Source organism: Alteromonas macleodii ATCC 27126, assembly GCF_000172635.2.
Classification (GTDB): domain Bacteria; phylum Pseudomonadota; class Gammaproteobacteria; order Enterobacterales; family Alteromonadaceae; genus Alteromonas; species Alteromonas macleodii.
In genome coordinates this window covers 3,327,396-3,346,196 of sequence record NC_018632.1, presented here as the reverse complement: position 1 = coordinate 3,346,196, position 18,801 = coordinate 3,327,396, and the positions used below count along the sequence as shown (strand labels likewise).

At 44.6% G+C, this 18,801-nt stretch carries 17 protein-coding genes; 9 read left to right on the top strand and 8 right to left on the bottom strand.

Going from position 1 to position 18,801, the window contains the following annotated elements; translation table 11 throughout:
- Positions 1-66: 66 nt before the first annotated feature.
- Complete coding sequence (gene prsR / locus MASE_RS14310) at positions 67-1,428, top strand: PEP-CTERM-box response regulator transcription factor (protein WP_014950451.1); 1,362 nt, start codon at positions 67-69, stop codon at positions 1,426-1,428.
- A gap of 93 nt (positions 1,429-1,521) precedes the next feature.
- Here the strand turns inward: prsR (MASE_RS14310) and MASE_RS14305 are convergent, their stop codons facing one another.
- The 4 genes from MASE_RS14305 to MASE_RS14290 all read right to left on the bottom strand — a co-directional run bounded on the left by MASE_RS14305 (position 1,522) and on the right by MASE_RS14290 (position 5,097).
- Positions 1,522-1,839, bottom strand: coding sequence for a GFA family protein (locus MASE_RS14305; RefSeq protein ID WP_014950450.1), 318 nt, complete (start codon positions 1,837-1,839; stop codon positions 1,522-1,524).
- A gap of 18 nt (positions 1,840-1,857) precedes the next feature.
- Positions 1,858-3,990, bottom strand: a complete 2,133-nt coding sequence (locus MASE_RS14300) for a GGDEF domain-containing protein (protein ID WP_014950449.1) — start codon at positions 3,988-3,990, stop codon at positions 1,858-1,860.
- A gap of 128 nt (positions 3,991-4,118) precedes the next feature.
- The gene (locus tag MASE_RS14295; RefSeq protein WP_014950448.1) at positions 4,119-4,442 is read right to left on the bottom strand and encodes a hypothetical protein; all 324 of its coding nucleotides are present in this window, start codon (positions 4,440-4,442) and stop codon (positions 4,119-4,121) included.
- Positions 4,402-5,097: an AAA family ATPase gene (locus tag MASE_RS14290; protein WP_014950447.1), complete on the bottom strand. Its 696-nt coding sequence runs from the start codon at positions 5,095-5,097 to the stop codon at positions 4,402-4,404. Before MASE_RS14290 ends, MASE_RS14295 begins: the two co-directional genes overlap by 41 nt.
- 225 nt (positions 5,098-5,322) lie before the next feature.
- Between MASE_RS14290 and MASE_RS14285 the strand changes: the two genes are divergently transcribed.
- The 6 genes from MASE_RS14285 to prsR (MASE_RS14260) all read left to right on the top strand — a co-directional run bounded on the left by MASE_RS14285 (position 5,323) and on the right by prsR (MASE_RS14260) (position 12,793).
- On the top strand, positions 5,323-6,063 hold the full coding sequence (locus MASE_RS14285) for a glutathione peroxidase (RefSeq protein ID WP_014950446.1): 741 nt from the start codon (positions 5,323-5,325) through the stop codon (positions 6,061-6,063).
- 84 nt (positions 6,064-6,147) lie between these two features.
- Positions 6,148-7,236, top strand: a complete 1,089-nt coding sequence (locus MASE_RS14280; protein WP_187289714.1) for an alpha/beta hydrolase — start codon at positions 6,148-6,150, stop codon at positions 7,234-7,236.
- Between the two features lie 235 nt (positions 7,237-7,471).
- Positions 7,472-7,867 (top strand): hypothetical protein, encoded by a 396-nt coding sequence (locus MASE_RS14275; RefSeq protein WP_014950454.1) that lies wholly within the window; start codon positions 7,472-7,474, stop codon positions 7,865-7,867.
- Between the two features lie 144 nt (positions 7,868-8,011).
- Positions 8,012-9,136, top strand: coding sequence for a beta-ketoacyl-ACP synthase III (locus tag MASE_RS14270; protein WP_014950453.1), 1,125 nt, complete (start codon positions 8,012-8,014; stop codon positions 9,134-9,136).
- A gap of 147 nt (positions 9,137-9,283) precedes the next feature.
- Positions 9,284-11,356, top strand: a complete 2,073-nt coding sequence (gene prsK, locus MASE_RS14265) for an XrtA/PEP-CTERM system histidine kinase PrsK (RefSeq protein ID WP_014950452.1) — start codon at positions 9,284-9,286, stop codon at positions 11,354-11,356.
- 75 nt (positions 11,357-11,431) lie between these two features.
- Complete coding sequence (gene prsR, locus MASE_RS14260) at positions 11,432-12,793, top strand: PEP-CTERM-box response regulator transcription factor (protein WP_014950451.1); 1,362 nt, start codon at positions 11,432-11,434, stop codon at positions 12,791-12,793.
- A 93-nt stretch (positions 12,794-12,886) separates the two neighbouring features.
- Here prsR (MASE_RS14260) and MASE_RS14255 read toward each other — a convergent pair whose 3' ends face one another.
- From MASE_RS14255 to MASE_RS14240, 4 genes are all read right to left on the bottom strand, one after another.
- Positions 12,887-13,204, bottom strand: coding sequence for a GFA family protein (locus MASE_RS14255; RefSeq protein ID WP_014950450.1), 318 nt, complete (start codon positions 13,202-13,204; stop codon positions 12,887-12,889).
- Between the two features lie 18 nt (positions 13,205-13,222).
- Complete coding sequence (locus MASE_RS14250; RefSeq protein WP_014950449.1) at positions 13,223-15,355, bottom strand: GGDEF domain-containing protein; 2,133 nt, start codon at positions 15,353-15,355, stop codon at positions 13,223-13,225.
- Between the two features lie 128 nt (positions 15,356-15,483).
- Complete coding sequence (locus MASE_RS14245; RefSeq protein ID WP_014950448.1) at positions 15,484-15,807, bottom strand: hypothetical protein; 324 nt, start codon at positions 15,805-15,807, stop codon at positions 15,484-15,486.
- Positions 15,767-16,462, bottom strand: coding sequence for an AAA family ATPase (locus tag MASE_RS14240; protein WP_014950447.1), 696 nt, complete (start codon positions 16,460-16,462; stop codon positions 15,767-15,769). Before MASE_RS14240 ends, MASE_RS14245 begins: the two co-directional genes overlap by 41 nt.
- A 225-nt stretch (positions 16,463-16,687) precedes the next feature.
- On the opposite strand from MASE_RS14240, the gene MASE_RS14235 reads away from it, so the two are divergent.
- Together MASE_RS14235 and MASE_RS14230 are read left to right on the top strand one after the other, a co-directional pair.
- A complete protein-coding gene (locus MASE_RS14235; RefSeq protein WP_014950446.1) occupies positions 16,688-17,428 on the top strand; it encodes a glutathione peroxidase in 741 nt (246 codons plus the stop codon).
- Between the two features lie 84 nt (positions 17,429-17,512).
- Positions 17,513-18,601 carry an alpha/beta hydrolase gene (locus tag MASE_RS14230; RefSeq protein WP_187289714.1) on the top strand — a complete coding sequence of 363 codons (1,089 nt, stop codon included), beginning with the start codon at positions 17,513-17,515 and terminating at the stop codon, positions 18,599-18,601.
- Positions 18,602-18,801 lie beyond the last annotated feature (200 nt).

Here is an 18,801-nt window from a genome sequence, read left to right as displayed (position 1 = left end):
CTAAAAAGTGGATATTATCAAATCCACTCCCTTTCGATGGATGAAGTAGAATAATAGGATGATGAAATGACCGATACCATTTTGGTAGTAGATGATGATTTAGGTATCCAAAAGCAACTTAAATGGAGTCTTACCGATTACAACGTTGTTTTTGCGGACGATCACACATCTGCCATAGCCCAACTCCGTCGTTTTGAACCTAAGGTTGTTACCCTAGATTTAGGGCTTCCGCCAGATCCAGCGAATGCGTCGGAAGGTTTGCGTATTCTTCACGACATCATTGCGCTAGCGCCTAGAACCAAAGTTATCGTTGTTACAGGTAATAACGATAAACAACACGCATTAAAAGCAATCGATTTTGGGGCATACGATTTTTATCAGAAGCCTATCGATTCAGATACCATCAAATTATTGGTGCACCGTGCGCTTAACCTGTCTAAGTTAGAGCATGAGAATAGCATTCTTGCCCGCACCCGTTCTGGCATGTCCAGAATAGTGGGTAACAGCGAAGCTATTCAAAAAGTGGTACGTCGCGCTGAGAAAATTGCCAATACCGACATAAGCACTCTGTTACTTGGTGAAAGTGGCACAGGTAAAGAAGTTTTCGCGCGCAGTATTCACGAACACAGCCCTAGAAAAGACAAACCTTTTGTTGCTATTAACTGTGCGTCTATCCCAGAGAACTTACTAGAAAGTGAGTTGTTCGGTTACGAAAAAGGGGCGTTTACTGGCGCGAACAAAACCACCGTCGGCAAGATAGAAACAGCACAAGGCGGAACACTGTTTTTAGATGAGATTGGTGATATGCCCATTGGTCTGCAAGCTAAGATGCTTCGGTTTTTGCAGGAGCGCGTGATCGAGCGCGTTGGTGGACGCAATGAAATTCCCGTTGATATACGCGTAATTTGTGCAACGCACCGCGATTTACAGGCTATGGTGGCGCAAGAAACGTTCAGGGAAGATTTATATTACCGTGTGGGGGAAATGCCGATCATGATCCCTCCTTTACGTGAACGAGACCAAGACATTATTTTACTTGCACGTACGTTCTTGAATATTTATCGCGAAGAATTCAAAGCTAAAGCGAAGAGCTTTTCAGAAACTGCAGTTAACGCCATGCTAGCCCATAAGTGGCCGGGCAACATTCGAGAAATGCAAAACAAGCTAAAGTCGGCGGTTATTATGGCTGAAGGTACGGTAATTCAACCTGACGATTTAGGCTTGATGCCTGTAGATGCTCATGATGAGCCTGAAACGTTGAATCTGCGTGAAGTGCGAGAAATTGCTGAAAGTCGAGCTATTCGCAGGGCCTATCAAAAAGCAGATAAGAATATGTCGAAAACGGCAGAATTACTTGGCGTCACTCGTCCCACGTTGTATTCGCTCATTGATAAATACCATATGGAAGACATCAAAAATAGCGACTAGGGTAGACATGACTACCAAACAGGAGAGAAATGTACTTCTCACCTGTTGGTATCTGGGCGAACTCGCAGTTCGCCTTTATCCTTGTGTACCCACCTAAAAGACAAACTGGCAGTGAGACTCTGCTAAGACGTCATGACCGCTGAAGGTCACCTCAACCGACACTTGGTTAGAGCCACGCTCAACAAAGATAACGCTCCCACAAGTGTTACACACGTGGTGGGTTTCGTCATTAGCCTCGTGTAGTTCCGCTAGCGCTGACGGTGCACAGTCAATAACCAGCTGCTCTTTTTCAATTGTAACGCGCAGTTCACTGGTATCTGAATGGCTTAGCGTTTCGTCATCGGCGTCAAGCTCTCCGATATGATCTATTTCATATTGAATTGCTTGGCAGCTGCAGCTTCCTCTGTACATATCTCTATTCCTCTACTGCTATTTCTCGAGGGTCTCCGGCCATTTGATACTTGCCACGTTGTTGAACGATGTGGCAATTCTCGAACCAGGAAAATTAAACTTCGTATCTAGTGGAGTGGGGTATTCCCTTGGAGTTTTAAGCGTTTCGATTACGCCAACCCATCCATTTCTCCCTGATAATTTGGTGGCATACAGCGCGTAATCGATAACGGCGAATGTGCGTTTCCACGCGGTATCAAAGTCTTCCTCTCTATCTGGAGGAAGCAGCGAAAAGCCAATGCTACAAGTAATATTGATTGGTTTTTCTAAGCCGATATCAAAAGGAGTGTTAGCGACCATTTCTCGGCAGCGCTCGGCAACCTCAGGGAGCTCTTCACGAGTAGATTGGCGACAAACCACCAAAAACTCCTCGCCTCCCCATCGAATAATTAAATCCGTTTGTCTGAACACCTCTTTGAGGACATTGGCAAACGCTGATAGCACTTTATCGCCGGCAATATGCCCATAGTCGTCGTTGATGCGCTTAAAGTGGTCGATATCAATAAGTAAGCAAAGTAAGTCTTGTTTCGTCTTTCCTGTACTGGGGCTTTGTTTTGCCGAGAACTGGCTGCGCCTTATTTCACCGGGAAGCTGCGATTCGAGGTAGTGCCTATTGTACAAACCCGTTAACGGATCGCGCAGGCTTACCTCTTCTAGCGTTTTATAGGCTCTTTCCAGTTCTTGATTTTTTTCTTGAAGATTTAGTGTTTGCTGGCGTACTTCTCGGCGCAAAATAATCGTTTGCTGACGTTGTTTGTAGCGGCTCCACACTAAAAACGTCAAGAGTAACGCTGCTAATGATATACTCCAAAAAAGAGTCGTCTGCAGGTTTTCTCGCTCAGCTTGCGCTAACGCCAGCTGCTTGGACTCTTCCAGTTTCTCCAACGTCCTAGATTGCCTCACAAGCTCAATCTCAGCCTGCAGGCCTTCAATGGCAGACTTGTTTTCTGAATCAAGTAGCACCTCACGCAACTGCTGCATAACAGATTGAATATCTAAGGCTTTTTTGAATTCGCCTAGTGATACAAAGGCGCTTAGCTGTAACGACAGAAAACTAAGCTGTCCTCTAAGGTCTCTATTTTTTCTCGCGTCAATAGTACCCGTGCGGGCCTCTTCTAAGGCTAATTCGAAACTCTGCTCTTTCATATAGGCTTGCGCTAAAGCGAGTCTGCCTTCTTTGACCAATTTTGCCTGACCCGATGAATCGGCAAATTGCATGGCTTCTTGCAATAACTCTCGCCCTTTAGCTGTATCGCCGTTTTCAACCAATGCTCTTCCCAATAGCATTTTTGCTTCGGCTATGGCCCCTACATCAAAGGTGGATAGCAGGAGTTCAAGACCTTCGTTAATTGCTCTTATTGCTTGGTCTACAGAGCCTGTTTTGAGAGATAGGGCACCAATACGAGTTTTGATCACACCAAGTAATCGGGTCTCCTGTGTTTCCTCGATACTGTCGAAAGCGTCTTGGTAGTAGGTATGAGCCAAAGTAGCTTGATTGAGCAAACTGTATATCTCACCGATGCGTAGCAACGTAACACTCATTTCACTGGCCATGTTATTTTCACGAAAATAACGTAGCGCTTGCTTTAACGGCTCCAAAGCGGTTTCAATTTCGCCTTGTTCTTGTTGAATTATGCCTAGCTCAAGGTTCAATTTAGCCTTAAGTAATTCATTACGCTCAATTTGAGCAATAGACATAGCGCGACGCACATAAGTCAGTGCAATGGAATAATTTGAAAGGTGTCTTTCTGAGGTGGCTAGTTGTAATAGCGTTGACGCCATTTTGTTTAATTCACCATCTGTGGTGTAGCGCTCTAAGGCGGCATTAAAAATGGCTTTTGACACCTCAAAACGCGATGCGTTTTGAAGTAAGAGTCCGAGGGCAGAAAATGTATCAGCAGACATTTGTTGCTGTTGTAGCGCTTGCTCTAAAAGCAACAGTGCCTTGCTATCGGCGTCAGCATATTGCTTGGCATTTAAAAGGTTCTCGACATCAGCAATCTCGGTATTGAAAAGCTCGAACGCTTCTACCGTTTTTACCTGTGCGCCATGCACAGCAATTAGCAGGGCACACACCAGCACGCGCACTGTGCTAAATCCTTCACGGCCCATTCGATTGTATCTCCTATACGCTGTCAGAACATGCTGTCGGTGAGTATCCCAGTAGGCTAACGCCAAGGCAACATTATTATTGTGAAGGATAAAACGAATGAAATACGTATTTGGATTTATACTTTAGTCTAATTTATGCTGTTATTTTCAATCCACTCTCGAATCAGTGCAGACTTGGCTTTACCTGTCTTTTGGGCAATGTTTGCAAGTTTTTCAATACATTGCGGTGTTAACGTAAAGGTAGCATGTCGCATACCTTCTGATTTTGCAGGCTTTCTTATCGGCACAACGCGGTCTGTACGAACGTCTTTTAAATCGTTTTTTGCCGCCGATGGTTGCTTTTTATCCACTTTACCTTGGGCATAAAGCAGCGCATCGTCGATAAAATCTTCTACAGTTCGTAGATTGGGCTTAGCTAACGGCTTCGACTTTTTGAGGTTGAGTAAACTCATAAGCATCCTCCACTTTGCCAGCTAGTAGCTCTTCAAACAAGGTTCTTATTTCTGTGGCCGCTTTACCTTCTGGTTCACTCTCAATAACTGACTGCCCTGACTCTTCTGAATCGTCATACATGTTTCTACTAAAAGTAACAGAGTTTAGGACGGGAATACCAAATGAGCGACACACTTCTTTTGCCTCTAGAATACGGTTTGCCAGGCTAGGTAGAGAAGGGCACTGTGTGATAACGAACGCGGCGTTCATTTTCGGGTTAACCATTTTACAGGTAGATAAAATATCTTCCATGTGAGGTACCGTTTTGAGATCGCGACGTTTGGGTCTAAGTGGAATCAGTATATGGTCAGCAACCGCCATTGACGAGCGAAGCGCTAGGTTATCTTGTCCACCACAGTCTATTACAACGTAATCGTAATACTGACGCAGGCTAAGTAATTCGTTACGTATTTTACCGTATAACTGAACACAGTTAATTTCAGCGAGACGAGGGTTAGCTTTACGCTCTTGGATCCAGTCTGAGGTCGTTCGCTGCGGGTCACAGTCGACCATTAACACCTTGGCACCTTTTTCAGTGCGAAGATACACTGCAATGTTTTGTGCCAGGCAGCTCTTTCCGCTACCGCCTTTTTCTCCACCAACCAAAATAATCATGGTGATAACCCTCGAATATCGCTTATGTTAAAATACTGAGCGTTACGGTGGGTCGTGAATGGTGTTACGACCGTACCTAACCTCCACTCAAAGCATAGGCAGGCTATCAGCTAGGTTCAGCATCAAAATCGATATTAACGAATGTAAGACAATACCTATTGATTTGTGCAAAAACTCATTCTAGTCTTCTTACTTTATAATTGAGATTACCGATAAGAGGTTGTTATGTCAGAAAGTCGCTTCACTTCCAAAGAAGGCCAAAAAGTACCTAGCGTTTCATTTCCGTGCCGAGAAGGTGAGACGTGGGTAACGAAAACGACAGATGAATTATTTTCTGGCAAAAATGTTGTGGTCTTCTCACTTCCAGGTGCTTTTACACCAACCTGTTCTTCTACCCACTTGCCTCGCTATAACGCTTTAGCGAAAAAGTTTGCGAAACACGGCATTGATGAGATTGTTTGTGTATCGGTAAACGATACTTTCGTTATGAATGCATGGGCCGCAGATCAAGAAGCCGCTAACATAACCGTTATTCCCGACGGTAACGGAGAATTTACCGATGGCATGGGTATGCTAGTCGATAAAGCGGATTTGGGTTTCGGCAAAAGAAGTTGGCGTTACTCGATGCTAGTGAAAGATGGCGTGGTAGACAAAATGTTTATTGAACCTGATGTAGCTGGCGACCCGTTTGAGGTGTCGGATGCAGATACCATGCTGGCTTACATTGCGCCAGAGGAGCAAACTAACGCACCTGTTTCTATTATCACAAAACCGGGTTGTCCTTTCTGTGCTAAAGCGAAAAAACTGCTTGATGAAAAAGGCTACGAGTACGAAGAAATCGTGTTGGGCAAAGATGCATCACTAACCAGCTTAACGGCGATTAGCGGTCGTGAAACTGTGCCGCAGGTCTTTATCGGTGGTAAACATATCGGTGGTTCTGACGATCTAGAGGTTTACTTTAGCTAACGTAATATACGTATTAATCGTCACAAGAAACGGGAGCATGGTAAACTGCTCCCGTTTTTTATTAATTATCCGTAGCGGAGAATAATAGTGTCATCGAAGTTTTTTGTAAAAATGCTCATAGGTATTGTTGCGCTTTTAGGTGTAAATATGGCTATAGCCGCAAATTTATCTATACCCGATACGAGCGAAATGAAAAGCAGAAGTTTTTCAGACCTTCAAAATCAGTTCAAAGCATTTTACGAAAAAGAGTGGGGCCAAACCCAGCCGTGTAGAGAAACGGCACTCAATCGTTTTTCGGTATGCAGCAACGTATTGCGCAATGAAGGCAATTCGCCTTTCATGCTGACCAACAAATCAAGCAGCAAGGTGGCAGTGCTTATCCACGGCTTAAGCGACTCACCTTTCTTTATGCGTGAAATCGCCAACATCTTATTTGAACAGGGTTTTACTGTAGTCGTGCCGCTTTTGCCTGGGCATGGTAAACGAGATGCAGATGATGACATGTCTGACTGGGATTTAGCTGAGCGCTGGCAGGGGCATGTTGATGAAGTCATTAAATTGGCTGATAGCATGGGTGATACTTTGCTTGTAGGTGGCTTCTCTACAGGTGGTGCGCTGGCGGTTGAACATTATCTGGATAGTGCAGGAAACGAAGTAAATAATATTGATGGTCTTATGCTATTTTCTGGCGCGCTGGCGCTGTCTGATAATGCTGAAAGTATGTCTCGAATTTGGGGCATTAAACTTTTAGCCAGAATTATTGATGGAACCTATCAAACTCATGGCCCCAACCCTTATAAGTATCCAAATGTGGCAGGTTTAGCAGGGTTGGAATTGATGGATTTAATAAACATCATTCGGGACAAAGTCGAGGAAGGACAGCAAATTGAAGTGCCGCTATTTGCCGCTCATTCTCAAGCTGATGTAACCACGCCAATTCGCGGCATAGAGCAGTTAATGGACGCAAGTAAAGGTCCGAATACCTTTTTCGTTATCGATGAATCGTACGGGTTGTGCCATGCAGATTTAGTTGTGAATACAAGCTTGCTCAATAAAATGAATTTCAACGCAAGCATGGTTAATCAGCAAGAAGAGTGTGCGGTACCTAAAGCAAACCCGCTATTTTCAACCATGGGCCTTATGTTGCGAGATTACCTGTCTCAGTTTGAATAAGTTACTGGGGCTTGTTGACCTTTGGTGTACAATAAAGGTCAACAGGCCCTAGCTTAGCGACATTAACGGCTGGCTTTACTGCTTGGTCACATCACGCTATTATTTCGTTGCACAATAGACAGCAATATTTTGAGTACAGTATTTGAGAAAGTTTCGGATTAGTTTAACGCGCAAACGGTATAGGTCGGCGAATGCAAGTTCGTTTATCCTTACACTGTTTTTAATGGTGGCCCTCGTGTCGTCAGGTAGCGCTGTATCTATCGAACATTCATACGAACATGCTCATTCAATGGCGGTGATGACACCGCAGTCGGATGCTGCTCATGCTAACCATCAGGTTCGAATGCCTGAGTCTGCTAATACACATTGTCAGCACCAAGAATTGTCATCACAACATGCGGATTTAAGTGCTAAAAACAGCAAGAGCAAACCCGCTCAGCTCGACGGCGTCCAAGTTAGCAATGCAGGCGTGAAAAGCGTGAAAGCATCGCAGATGAGCGACATGCCTTGCTGCAAGGATGAATGTAATTGCCCAGCCGATCACTGTTTTAATCTTAGCGCGAGTGCTGGTATTAAACGGAGGAATAGAGCTTTCCTTGCGTTCACTATGGTTACACCGTTTAAGGATTAGGGTAAGCTATAACACATAAAACGCAGTCGTATTTTTAAAGGTAAATACGATTAGGCTCAATTGCACTGGTATAGATGCGTTTAGGACACAGAGTAACGCAATGCTCAATACCGCCATAGTGCTATCAAATAATAGAGAATGCCTATGTCTCAGCAAGTTGTGATTAGTGGTGTGGGTGTATGGCACCCTAAAGACAGTATAACTAACGAAGAGCTCGTAGATAGCTACAATGCTTACGTAGATGCGTTTAACGAAGAAAATAAAGCGCAAATCGAATCAGGTGATGTAGCAGCAATGCCTTATTCAAGTGCAGAGTTCATCGAAAAAGCATCAGGAATTAAAAGTCGCTACATCTATCGAAAAGAGGGTGCGCTAGACATCACTCGAATGAAGCCTAAGATTGCCCCTCGAGCAGATGACGAACTTTCTCACCAAGGTGAAATTGCCGTCGAAGCGGCCAAGTTAGCTCTTGCATCCGCCAATGTTACTGCCGATGAGATTGATGCTGTGATTGTGTCGTGTGCATACACCCAGCGTGCTTATCCTGCGATTGCAATTGAAGTACAAGAAGCCCTTAATATTGAAGGGTTTGGTTTCGATATGCTAGTTGCTTGTTCTGCAGCAACGTTCGGTATGCATCGCGCCTATGAAATGCTGAGCGCGAAAAATGCGACTCGCGTGTTGGTTATTAACCCTGAGTTGGTCTCACCGCAAATTAACTACGCTGATCGCGACAGTCACTTTATTTTTGGCGATGTGGCTACGGCGACGGTGCTTGAGCTTGCTGAAACCGCCAAAAGTGAGCACGTGTACGACGTGCTAAGCACCAAAGCATTGACGAAATTCTCAAACAATATTCGTTCTAATTTTGGTTACATGACACGTGCCGAAGACGTTGATCCGTATGGACCTGATAAGCTGTTCCATCAAGCGGGTCGCAAAGTTTTCAAGGAAGTGTGTCCATTGGCAGCAGCGCATATTGAAGCGCATTTAGCGAGTCACGACATTACGCCAGAAGGCGTCAAGCGTTGGTGGCTTCACCAAGCTAATATCAATATGAACACCTTGATTTGCAAACGCCTGTTAGGTCGCGATGCTGACCGTACCGAAGCGCCAATTGTGTTGGACGAGTATGCCAACACGGCTTCTGCGGGTTCTGTGATTGCGTTTGGTTTAAACCATGAAGACCTGGTTGCCGGTGACGTGGGAGTACTTTGCTCTTTCGGTGCAGGGTATTCAATTGGCTCACTAGTGATCCGTAAACGATAGTTTTTATCATAGCGCGGGCGATGCCTGCGCACCGTACCTAGCTAAAAAACGTTATGTGCTGTATATCGAAGGTTTCAGGGACGTTGCATCAATGCGCCTCCCTGTATTTCATCTCCTAAATAATGATAATAAAGGTGAGATAAAAGGATGATTTCAGATGTAGGCTATGGGTTAAATAGTCTGGCGCACTTAGCCCTTTTATTGCTGTTGTTAACGGTACGCAAACCCGGCGTAGCCAAGCATTTATTGGTGTTGGCGACCGCAGCCACCTTTTTATGGTCTACAACCTTAATCACTTCGCTATTTGGACCTATCTCGCTAAGCTGGTTACTCAGCGCTGACGTGCTTAAGCAGCTCGCATGGCTACTCTTTTTGGCTGGCTGTATACAGACCAGCTTTAGTAATATCTTCGACGTTCTAAAACGACCTGTAACGTTAATTATTATTGCCCCCGCACTAGCAGCATTGCTCGCCCCTTATCTATTGGTAGTAAATCCCGCGTGGAGCTTTCTTGTACTGATCGTGCTGTCATTAGAAGTGCTTGTTCTTCTGGAAGTTGTGTATCGACAGGCGGGGCGTGAGCAGTGGGCGTTTAAACCCATTATTATTTATCTGGGAGCTACCAACCTGTTTGAGTTCGTTACCTATGCAAACGCTACCATGGTAAACCAGGTTGAAATTGGCTACATAGCGGCACGAGGCTATATTTACTTCTTGTTAATGCCCTTACTCGTCATATCGATTCGACGAATTCATCACTGGGGCATTGATATCTTTATCTCGCGGGACGTGGTATTGCACAGCTCTCTACTCTTAGTGGCGGGCGGTTATCTTTTTGTGATGGCTGTTGTCGGCTACGCCATAAATTATATGGGAGGCAACTGGGGAGCGACGGTTCAAATCATATTGGTTGTGATGTCATTCGCATTGCTCGCCACGGTATTCTTGTCCAACGGCTTTCGCACTAAGATAAAAGTATTTATCACTAAACATTTCTTTGCGAATCAGTTCGACTACCGGGTTGAATGGGTGAAATTAACGCAGTGGTTAACACGTGCAGGGGATACCTCATCAGATGTTTACCACGCTGGCCTAACCGGAATGCTTAACGCCATTCAATATGAGTCAGGTCTGCTGTTTAAAGTAACGCAGAATGGCTATGAATGCGTGGCTAAGGCATCACCTATTACAAACACTGCGTCAACAGATAACAATGAAGCGTCAACTGATTCGAAAGAAAACAACGCTACCTGTACAACGTTGGAAACGCTCGCAAGTTACAGCGACAAAAATGGCTGGATCATTGATACGGACGCCTACCTCGTCAAACCATTCGATTACGAGGGGTTAAAGCTAGATAGAGATGCACTAAAAGCATGGGGCTACCAACTCTTCGTGCCTTTCTTAAAAGAGGGAAAACTGTGGGGATTTGCTGTTCTCGCGTCAGGAGACAATGAAAAAATCACTTTAAATTGGGAAGTGAAAGACTATCTAACCGCCGTATCTGAGCAAGTAGGCACATACATGCAGCACCACGAGGCCGCTCAAGTGGTAGCAGAAAACGCCCAATTTGCGGCATTCAATCGAATGTCTGCGTTCGTTTTACATGACTTAAAAAATGTACTTGCTCAAGTCGACCTTATTCTTGCCAATGCTCAACAGCATAAACACAACCCTGAATTTATCGAAGACACCTTCGAAACCTTGGAGCATACTAAGGCAAGAATGGAAAAAATGCTCAAGCAGCTGACTGATAAGAAGGCCGTTGAAGAAGGTGTAAACTCAGAATTTTTGATTTCGGAGCTGGCCAAAGATGTGGTCAACAACCGCTGTTCAGGTTTACGTCCGCTACCAACAGTTCATGTGCTAAAAGAAACGGCCGTGACGGTTGATAAGGATAAGGTGGCAAACGTGCTTTATCACCTAATCAGCAACGCTCAGCAGGCAACCGCAGATGACGGAGAAGTCGACGTGGTGATTACTGGAAATTCTGACAACAAAACGCAGCTAGTTTTGATAGAAGATACAGGGTCAGGTATGGATAAAGCGTTTATTGAAGAGCGACTATTCAAGCCATTTGATACCACGAAAGGCAATGCTGGTATGGGTATTGGTGCATATGATGCAAAAACATATATCGAGTCTATCGGTGGCAAACTAACTGTTCAAAGTGAACCTGGACGCGGTAGCTGTTTTACGCTTTATTTTCCGATAGGATAGGGTGTATAACTAAAAAGTGGATATTATCAAATCCACTCCCTTTCGATGGATGAAGTAGAATAATAGGATGATGAAATGACCGATACCATTTTGGTAGTAGATGATGATTTAGGTATCCAAAAGCAACTTAAATGGAGTCTTACCGATTACAACGTTGTTTTTGCGGACGATCACACATCTGCCATAGCCCAACTCCGTCGTTTTGAACCTAAGGTTGTTACCCTAGATTTAGGGCTTCCGCCAGATCCAGCGAATGCGTCGGAAGGTTTGCGTATTCTTCACGACATCATTGCGCTAGCGCCTAGAACCAAAGTTATCGTTGTTACAGGTAATAACGATAAACAACACGCATTAAAAGCAATCGATTTTGGGGCATACGATTTTTATCAGAAGCCTATCGATTCAGATACCATCAAATTATTGGTGCACCGTGCGCTTAACCTGTCTAAGTTAGAGCATGAGAATAGCATTCTTGCCCGCACCCGTTCTGGCATGTCCAGAATAGTGGGTAACAGCGAAGCTATTCAAAAAGTGGTACGTCGCGCTGAGAAAATTGCCAATACCGACATAAGCACTCTGTTACTTGGTGAAAGTGGCACAGGTAAAGAAGTTTTCGCGCGCAGTATTCACGAACACAGCCCTAGAAAAGACAAACCTTTTGTTGCTATTAACTGTGCGTCTATCCCAGAGAACTTACTAGAAAGTGAGTTGTTCGGTTACGAAAAAGGGGCGTTTACTGGCGCGAACAAAACCACCGTCGGCAAGATAGAAACAGCACAAGGCGGAACACTGTTTTTAGATGAGATTGGTGATATGCCCATTGGTCTGCAAGCTAAGATGCTTCGGTTTTTGCAGGAGCGCGTGATCGAGCGCGTTGGTGGACGCAATGAAATTCCCGTTGATATACGCGTAATTTGTGCAACGCACCGCGATTTACAGGCTATGGTGGCGCAAGAAACGTTCAGGGAAGATTTATATTACCGTGTGGGGGAAATGCCGATCATGATCCCTCCTTTACGTGAACGAGACCAAGACATTATTTTACTTGCACGTACGTTCTTGAATATTTATCGCGAAGAATTCAAAGCTAAAGCGAAGAGCTTTTCAGAAACTGCAGTTAACGCCATGCTAGCCCATAAGTGGCCGGGCAACATTCGAGAAATGCAAAACAAGCTAAAGTCGGCGGTTATTATGGCTGAAGGTACGGTAATTCAACCTGACGATTTAGGCTTGATGCCTGTAGATGCTCATGATGAGCCTGAAACGTTGAATCTGCGTGAAGTGCGAGAAATTGCTGAAAGTCGAGCTATTCGCAGGGCCTATCAAAAAGCAGATAAGAATATGTCGAAAACGGCAGAATTACTTGGCGTCACTCGTCCCACGTTGTATTCGCTCATTGATAAATACCATATGGAAGACATCAAAAATAGCGACTAGGGTAGACATGACTACCAAACAGGAGAGAAATGTACTTCTCACCTGTTGGTATCTGGGCGAACTCGCAGTTCGCCTTTATCCTTGTGTACCCACCTAAAAGACAAACTGGCAGTGAGACTCTGCTAAGACGTCATGACCGCTGAAGGTCACCTCAACCGACACTTGGTTAGAGCCACGCTCAACAAAGATAACGCTCCCACAAGTGTTACACACGTGGTGGGTTTCGTCATTAGCCTCGTGTAGTTCCGCTAGCGCTGACGGTGCACAGTCAATAACCAGCTGCTCTTTTTCAATTGTAACGCGCAGTTCACTGGTATCTGAATGGCTTAGCGTTTCGTCATCGGCGTCAAGCTCTCCGATATGATCTATTTCATATTGAATTGCTTGGCAGCTGCAGCTTCCTCTGTACATATCTCTATTCCTCTACTGCTATTTCTCGAGGGTCTCCGGCCATTTGATACTTGCCACGTTGTTGAACGATGTGGCAATTCTCGAACCAGGAAAATTAAACTTCGTATCTAGTGGAGTGGGGTATTCCCTTGGAGTTTTAAGCGTTTCGATTACGCCAACCCATCCATTTCTCCCTGATAATTTGGTGGCATACAGCGCGTAATCGATAACGGCGAATGTGCGTTTCCACGCGGTATCAAAGTCTTCCTCTCTATCTGGAGGAAGCAGCGAAAAGCCAATGCTACAAGTAATATTGATTGGTTTTTCTAAGCCGATATCAAAAGGAGTGTTAGCGACCATTTCTCGGCAGCGCTCGGCAACCTCAGGGAGCTCTTCACGAGTAGATTGGCGACAAACCACCAAAAACTCCTCGCCTCCCCATCGAATAATTAAATCCGTTTGTCTGAACACCTCTTTGAGGACATTGGCAAACGCTGATAGCACTTTATCGCCGGCAATATGCCCATAGTCGTCGTTGATGCGCTTAAAGTGGTCGATATCAATAAGTAAGCAAAGTAAGTCTTGTTTCGTCTTTCCTGTACTGGGGCTTTGTTTTGCCGAGAACTGGCTGCGCCTTATTTCACCGGGAAGCTGCGATTCGAGGTAGTGCCTATTGTACAAACCCGTTAACGGATCGCGCAGGCTTACCTCTTCTAGCGTTTTATAGGCTCTTTCCAGTTCTTGATTTTTTTCTTGAAGATTTAGTGTTTGCTGGCGTACTTCTCGGCGCAAAATAATCGTTTGCTGACGTTGTTTGTAGCGGCTCCACACTAAAAACGTCAAGAGTAACGCTGCTAATGATATACTCCAAAAAAGAGTCGTCTGCAGGTTTTCTCGCTCAGCTTGCGCTAACGCCAGCTGCTTGGACTCTTCCAGTTTCTCCAACGTCCTAGATTGCCTCACAAGCTCAATCTCAGCCTGCAGGCCTTCAATGGCAGACTTGTTTTCTGAATCAAGTAGCACCTCACGCAACTGCTGCATAACAGATTGAATATCTAAGGCTTTTTTGAATTCGCCTAGTGATACAAAGGCGCTTAGCTGTAACGACAGAAAACTAAGCTGTCCTCTAAGGTCTCTATTTTTTCTCGCGTCAATAGTACCCGTGCGGGCCTCTTCTAAGGCTAATTCGAAACTCTGCTCTTTCATATAGGCTTGCGCTAAAGCGAGTCTGCCTTCTTTGACCAATTTTGCCTGACCCGATGAATCGGCAAATTGCATGGCTTCTTGCAATAACTCTCGCCCTTTAGCTGTATCGCCGTTTTCAACCAATGCTCTTCCCAATAGCATTTTTGCTTCGGCTATGGCCCCTACATCAAAGGTGGATAGCAGGAGTTCAAGACCTTCGTTAATTGCTCTTATTGCTTGGTCTACAGAGCCTGTTTTGAGAGATAGGGCACCAATACGAGTTTTGATCACACCAAGTAATCGGGTCTCCTGTGTTTCCTCGATACTGTCGAAAGCGTCTTGGTAGTAGGTATGAGCCAAAGTAGCTTGATTGAGCAAACTGTATATCTCACCGATGCGTAGCAACGTAACACTCATTTCACTGGCCATGTTATTTTCACGAAAATAACGTAGCGCTTGCTTTAACGGCTCCAAAGCGGTTTCAATTTCGCCTTGTTCTTGTTGAATTATGCCTAGCTCAAGGTTCAATTTAGCCTTAAGTAATTCATTACGCTCAATTTGAGCAATAGACATAGCGCGACGCACATAAGTCAGTGCAATGGAATAATTTGAAAGGTGTCTTTCTGAGGTGGCTAGTTGTAATAGCGTTGACGCCATTTTGTTTAATTCACCATCTGTGGTGTAGCGCTCTAAGGCGGCATTAAAAATGGCTTTTGACACCTCAAAACGCGATGCGTTTTGAAGTAAGAGTCCGAGGGCAGAAAATGTATCAGCAGACATTTGTTGCTGTTGTAGCGCTTGCTCTAAAAGCAACAGTGCCTTGCTATCGGCGTCAGCATATTGCTTGGCATTTAAAAGGTTCTCGACATCAGCAATCTCGGTATTGAAAAGCTCGAACGCTTCTACCGTTTTTACCTGTGCGCCATGCACAGCAATTAGCAGGGCACACACCAGCACGCGCACTGTGCTAAATCCTTCACGGCCCATTCGATTGTATCTCCTATACGCTGTCAGAACATGCTGTCGGTGAGTATCCCAGTAGGCTAACGCCAAGGCAACATTATTATTGTGAAGGATAAAACGAATGAAATACGTATTTGGATTTATACTTTAGTCTAATTTATGCTGTTATTTTCAATCCACTCTCGAATCAGTGCAGACTTGGCTTTACCTGTCTTTTGGGCAATGTTTGCAAGTTTTTCAATACATTGCGGTGTTAACGTAAAGGTAGCATGTCGCATACCTTCTGATTTTGCAGGCTTTCTTATCGGCACAACGCGGTCTGTACGAACGTCTTTTAAATCGTTTTTTGCCGCCGATGGTTGCTTTTTATCCACTTTACCTTGGGCATAAAGCAGCGCATCGTCGATAAAATCTTCTACAGTTCGTAGATTGGGCTTAGCTAACGGCTTCGACTTTTTGAGGTTGAGTAAACTCATAAGCATCCTCCACTTTGCCAGCTAGTAGCTCTTCAAACAAGGTTCTTATTTCTGTGGCCGCTTTACCTTCTGGTTCACTCTCAATAACTGACTGCCCTGACTCTTCTGAATCGTCATACATGTTTCTACTAAAAGTAACAGAGTTTAGGACGGGAATACCAAATGAGCGACACACTTCTTTTGCCTCTAGAATACGGTTTGCCAGGCTAGGTAGAGAAGGGCACTGTGTGATAACGAACGCGGCGTTCATTTTCGGGTTAACCATTTTACAGGTAGATAAAATATCTTCCATGTGAGGTACCGTTTTGAGATCGCGACGTTTGGGTCTAAGTGGAATCAGTATATGGTCAGCAACCGCCATTGACGAGCGAAGCGCTAGGTTATCTTGTCCACCACAGTCTATTACAACGTAATCGTAATACTGACGCAGGCTAAGTAATTCGTTACGTATTTTACCGTATAACTGAACACAGTTAATTTCAGCGAGACGAGGGTTAGCTTTACGCTCTTGGATCCAGTCTGAGGTCGTTCGCTGCGGGTCACAGTCGACCATTAACACCTTGGCACCTTTTTCAGTGCGAAGATACACTGCAATGTTTTGTGCCAGGCAGCTCTTTCCGCTACCGCCTTTTTCTCCACCAACCAAAATAATCATGGTGATAACCCTCGAATATCGCTTATGTTAAAATACTGAGCGTTACGGTGGGTCGTGAATGGTGTTACGACCGTACCTAACCTCCACTCAAAGCATAGGCAGGCTATCAGCTAGGTTCAGCATCAAAATCGATATTAACGAATGTAAGACAATACCTATTGATTTGTGCAAAAACTCATTCTAGTCTTCTTACTTTATAATTGAGATTACCGATAAGAGGTTGTTATGTCAGAAAGTCGCTTCACTTCCAAAGAAGGCCAAAAAGTACCTAGCGTTTCATTTCCGTGCCGAGAAGGTGAGACGTGGGTAACGAAAACGACAGATGAATTATTTTCTGGCAAAAATGTTGTGGTCTTCTCACTTCCAGGTGCTTTTACACCAACCTGTTCTTCTACCCACTTGCCTCGCTATAACGCTTTAGCGAAAAAGTTTGCGAAACACGGCATTGATGAGATTGTTTGTGTATCGGTAAACGATACTTTCGTTATGAATGCATGGGCCGCAGATCAAGAAGCCGCTAACATAACCGTTATTCCCGACGGTAACGGAGAATTTACCGATGGCATGGGTATGCTAGTCGATAAAGCGGATTTGGGTTTCGGCAAAAGAAGTTGGCGTTACTCGATGCTAGTGAAAGATGGCGTGGTAGACAAAATGTTTATTGAACCTGATGTAGCTGGCGACCCGTTTGAGGTGTCGGATGCAGATACCATGCTGGCTTACATTGCGCCAGAGGAGCAAACTAACGCACCTGTTTCTATTATCACAAAACCGGGTTGTCCTTTCTGTGCTAAAGCGAAAAAACTGCTTGATGAAAAAGGCTACGAGTACGAAGAAATCGTGTTGGGCAAAGATGCATCACTAACCAGCTTAACGGCGATTAGCGGTCGTGAAACTGTGCCGCAGGTCTTTATCGGTGGTAAACATATCGGTGGTTCTGACGATCTAGAGGTTTACTTTAGCTAACGTAATATACGTATTAATCGTCACAAGAAACGGGAGCATGGTAAACTGCTCCCGTTTTTTATTAATTATCCGTAGCGGAGAATAATAGTGTCATCGAAGTTTTTTGTAAAAATGCTCATAGGTATTGTTGCGCTTTTAGGTGTAAATATGGCTATAGCCGCAAATTTATCTATACCCGATACGAGCGAAATGAAAAGCAGAAGTTTTTCAGACCTTCAAAATCAGTTCAAAGCATTTTACGAAAAAGAGTGGGGCCAAACCCAGCCGTGTAGAGAAACGGCACTCAATCGTTTTTCGGTATGCAGCAACGTATTGCGCAATGAAGGCAATTCGCCTTTCATGCTGACCAACAAATCAAGCAGCAAGGTGGCAGTGCTTATCCACGGCTTAAGCGACTCACCTTTCTTTATGCGTGAAATCGCCAACATCTTATTTGAACAGGGTTTTACTGTAGTCGTGCCGCTTTTGCCTGGGCATGGTAAACGAGATGCAGATGATGACATGTCTGACTGGGATTTAGCTGAGCGCTGGCAGGGGCATGTTGATGAAGTCATTAAATTGGCTGATAGCATGGGTGATACTTTGCTTGTAGGTGGCTTCTCTACAGGTGGTGCGCTGGCGGTTGAACATTATCTGGATAGTGCAGGAAACGAAGTAAATAATATTGATGGTCTTATGCTATTTTCTGGCGCGCTGGCGCTGTCTGATAATGCTGAAAGTATGTCTCGAATTTGGGGCATTAAACTTTTAGCCAGAATTATTGATGGAACCTATCAAACTCATGGCCCCAACCCTTATAAGTATCCAAATGTGGCAGGTTTAGCAGGGTTGGAATTGATGGATTTAATAAACATCATTCGGGACAAAGTCGAGGAAGGACAGCAAATTGAAGTGCCGCTATTTGCCGCTCATTCTCAAGCTGATGTAACCACGCCAATTCGCGGCATAGAGCAGTTAATGGACGCAAGTAAAGGTCCGAATACCTTTTTCGTTATCGATGAATCGTACGGGTTGTGCCATGCAGATTTAGTTGTGAATACAAGCTTGCTCAATAAAATGAATTTCAACGCAAGCATGGTTAATCAGCAAGAAGAGTGTGCGGTACCTAAAGCAAACCCGCTATTTTCAACCATGGGCCTTATGTTGCGAGATTACCTGTCTCAGTTTGAATAAGTTACTGGGGCTTGTTGACCTTTGGTGTACAATAAAGGTCAACAGGCCCTAGCTTAGCGACATTAACGGCTGGCTTTACTGCTTGGTCACATCACGCTATTATTTCGTTGCACAATAGACAGCAATATTTTGAGTACAGTATTTGAGAAAGTTTCGGATTAGTTTAACGCGCAAACGGTATAGGTCGGCGAATGCAAGTT

Coding starts and splice junctions, on each gene's coding strand:
- prsR (WP_014950451.1), top strand. CDS start 67: ATGACCGATACCATTTTGGTAGTAGATGATGATTTAGGTATCCAAAAG.
- MASE_RS14305 (WP_014950450.1), bottom strand. CDS start 1,839: ATGTACAGAGGAAGCTGCAGCTGCCAAGCAATTCAATATGAAATAGAT.
- MASE_RS14300 (WP_014950449.1), bottom strand. CDS start 3,990: ATGGGCCGTGAAGGATTTAGCACAGTGCGCGTGCTGGTGTGTGCCCTG.
- MASE_RS14295 (WP_014950448.1), bottom strand. CDS start 4,442: ATGAGTTTACTCAACCTCAAAAAGTCGAAGCCGTTAGCTAAGCCCAAT.
- MASE_RS14290 (WP_014950447.1), bottom strand. CDS start 5,097: ATGATTATTTTGGTTGGTGGAGAAAAAGGCGGTAGCGGAAAGAGCTGC.
- MASE_RS14285 (WP_014950446.1), top strand. CDS start 5,323: ATGTCAGAAAGTCGCTTCACTTCCAAAGAAGGCCAAAAAGTACCTAGC.
- MASE_RS14270 (WP_014950453.1), top strand. CDS start 8,012: ATGTCTCAGCAAGTTGTGATTAGTGGTGTGGGTGTATGGCACCCTAAA.
- prsK (WP_014950452.1), top strand. CDS start 9,284: ATGATTTCAGATGTAGGCTATGGGTTAAATAGTCTGGCGCACTTAGCC.
- prsR (WP_014950451.1), top strand. CDS start 11,432: ATGACCGATACCATTTTGGTAGTAGATGATGATTTAGGTATCCAAAAG.
- MASE_RS14255 (WP_014950450.1), bottom strand. CDS start 13,204: ATGTACAGAGGAAGCTGCAGCTGCCAAGCAATTCAATATGAAATAGAT.
- MASE_RS14250 (WP_014950449.1), bottom strand. CDS start 15,355: ATGGGCCGTGAAGGATTTAGCACAGTGCGCGTGCTGGTGTGTGCCCTG.
- MASE_RS14245 (WP_014950448.1), bottom strand. CDS start 15,807: ATGAGTTTACTCAACCTCAAAAAGTCGAAGCCGTTAGCTAAGCCCAAT.
- MASE_RS14240 (WP_014950447.1), bottom strand. CDS start 16,462: ATGATTATTTTGGTTGGTGGAGAAAAAGGCGGTAGCGGAAAGAGCTGC.
- MASE_RS14235 (WP_014950446.1), top strand. CDS start 16,688: ATGTCAGAAAGTCGCTTCACTTCCAAAGAAGGCCAAAAAGTACCTAGC.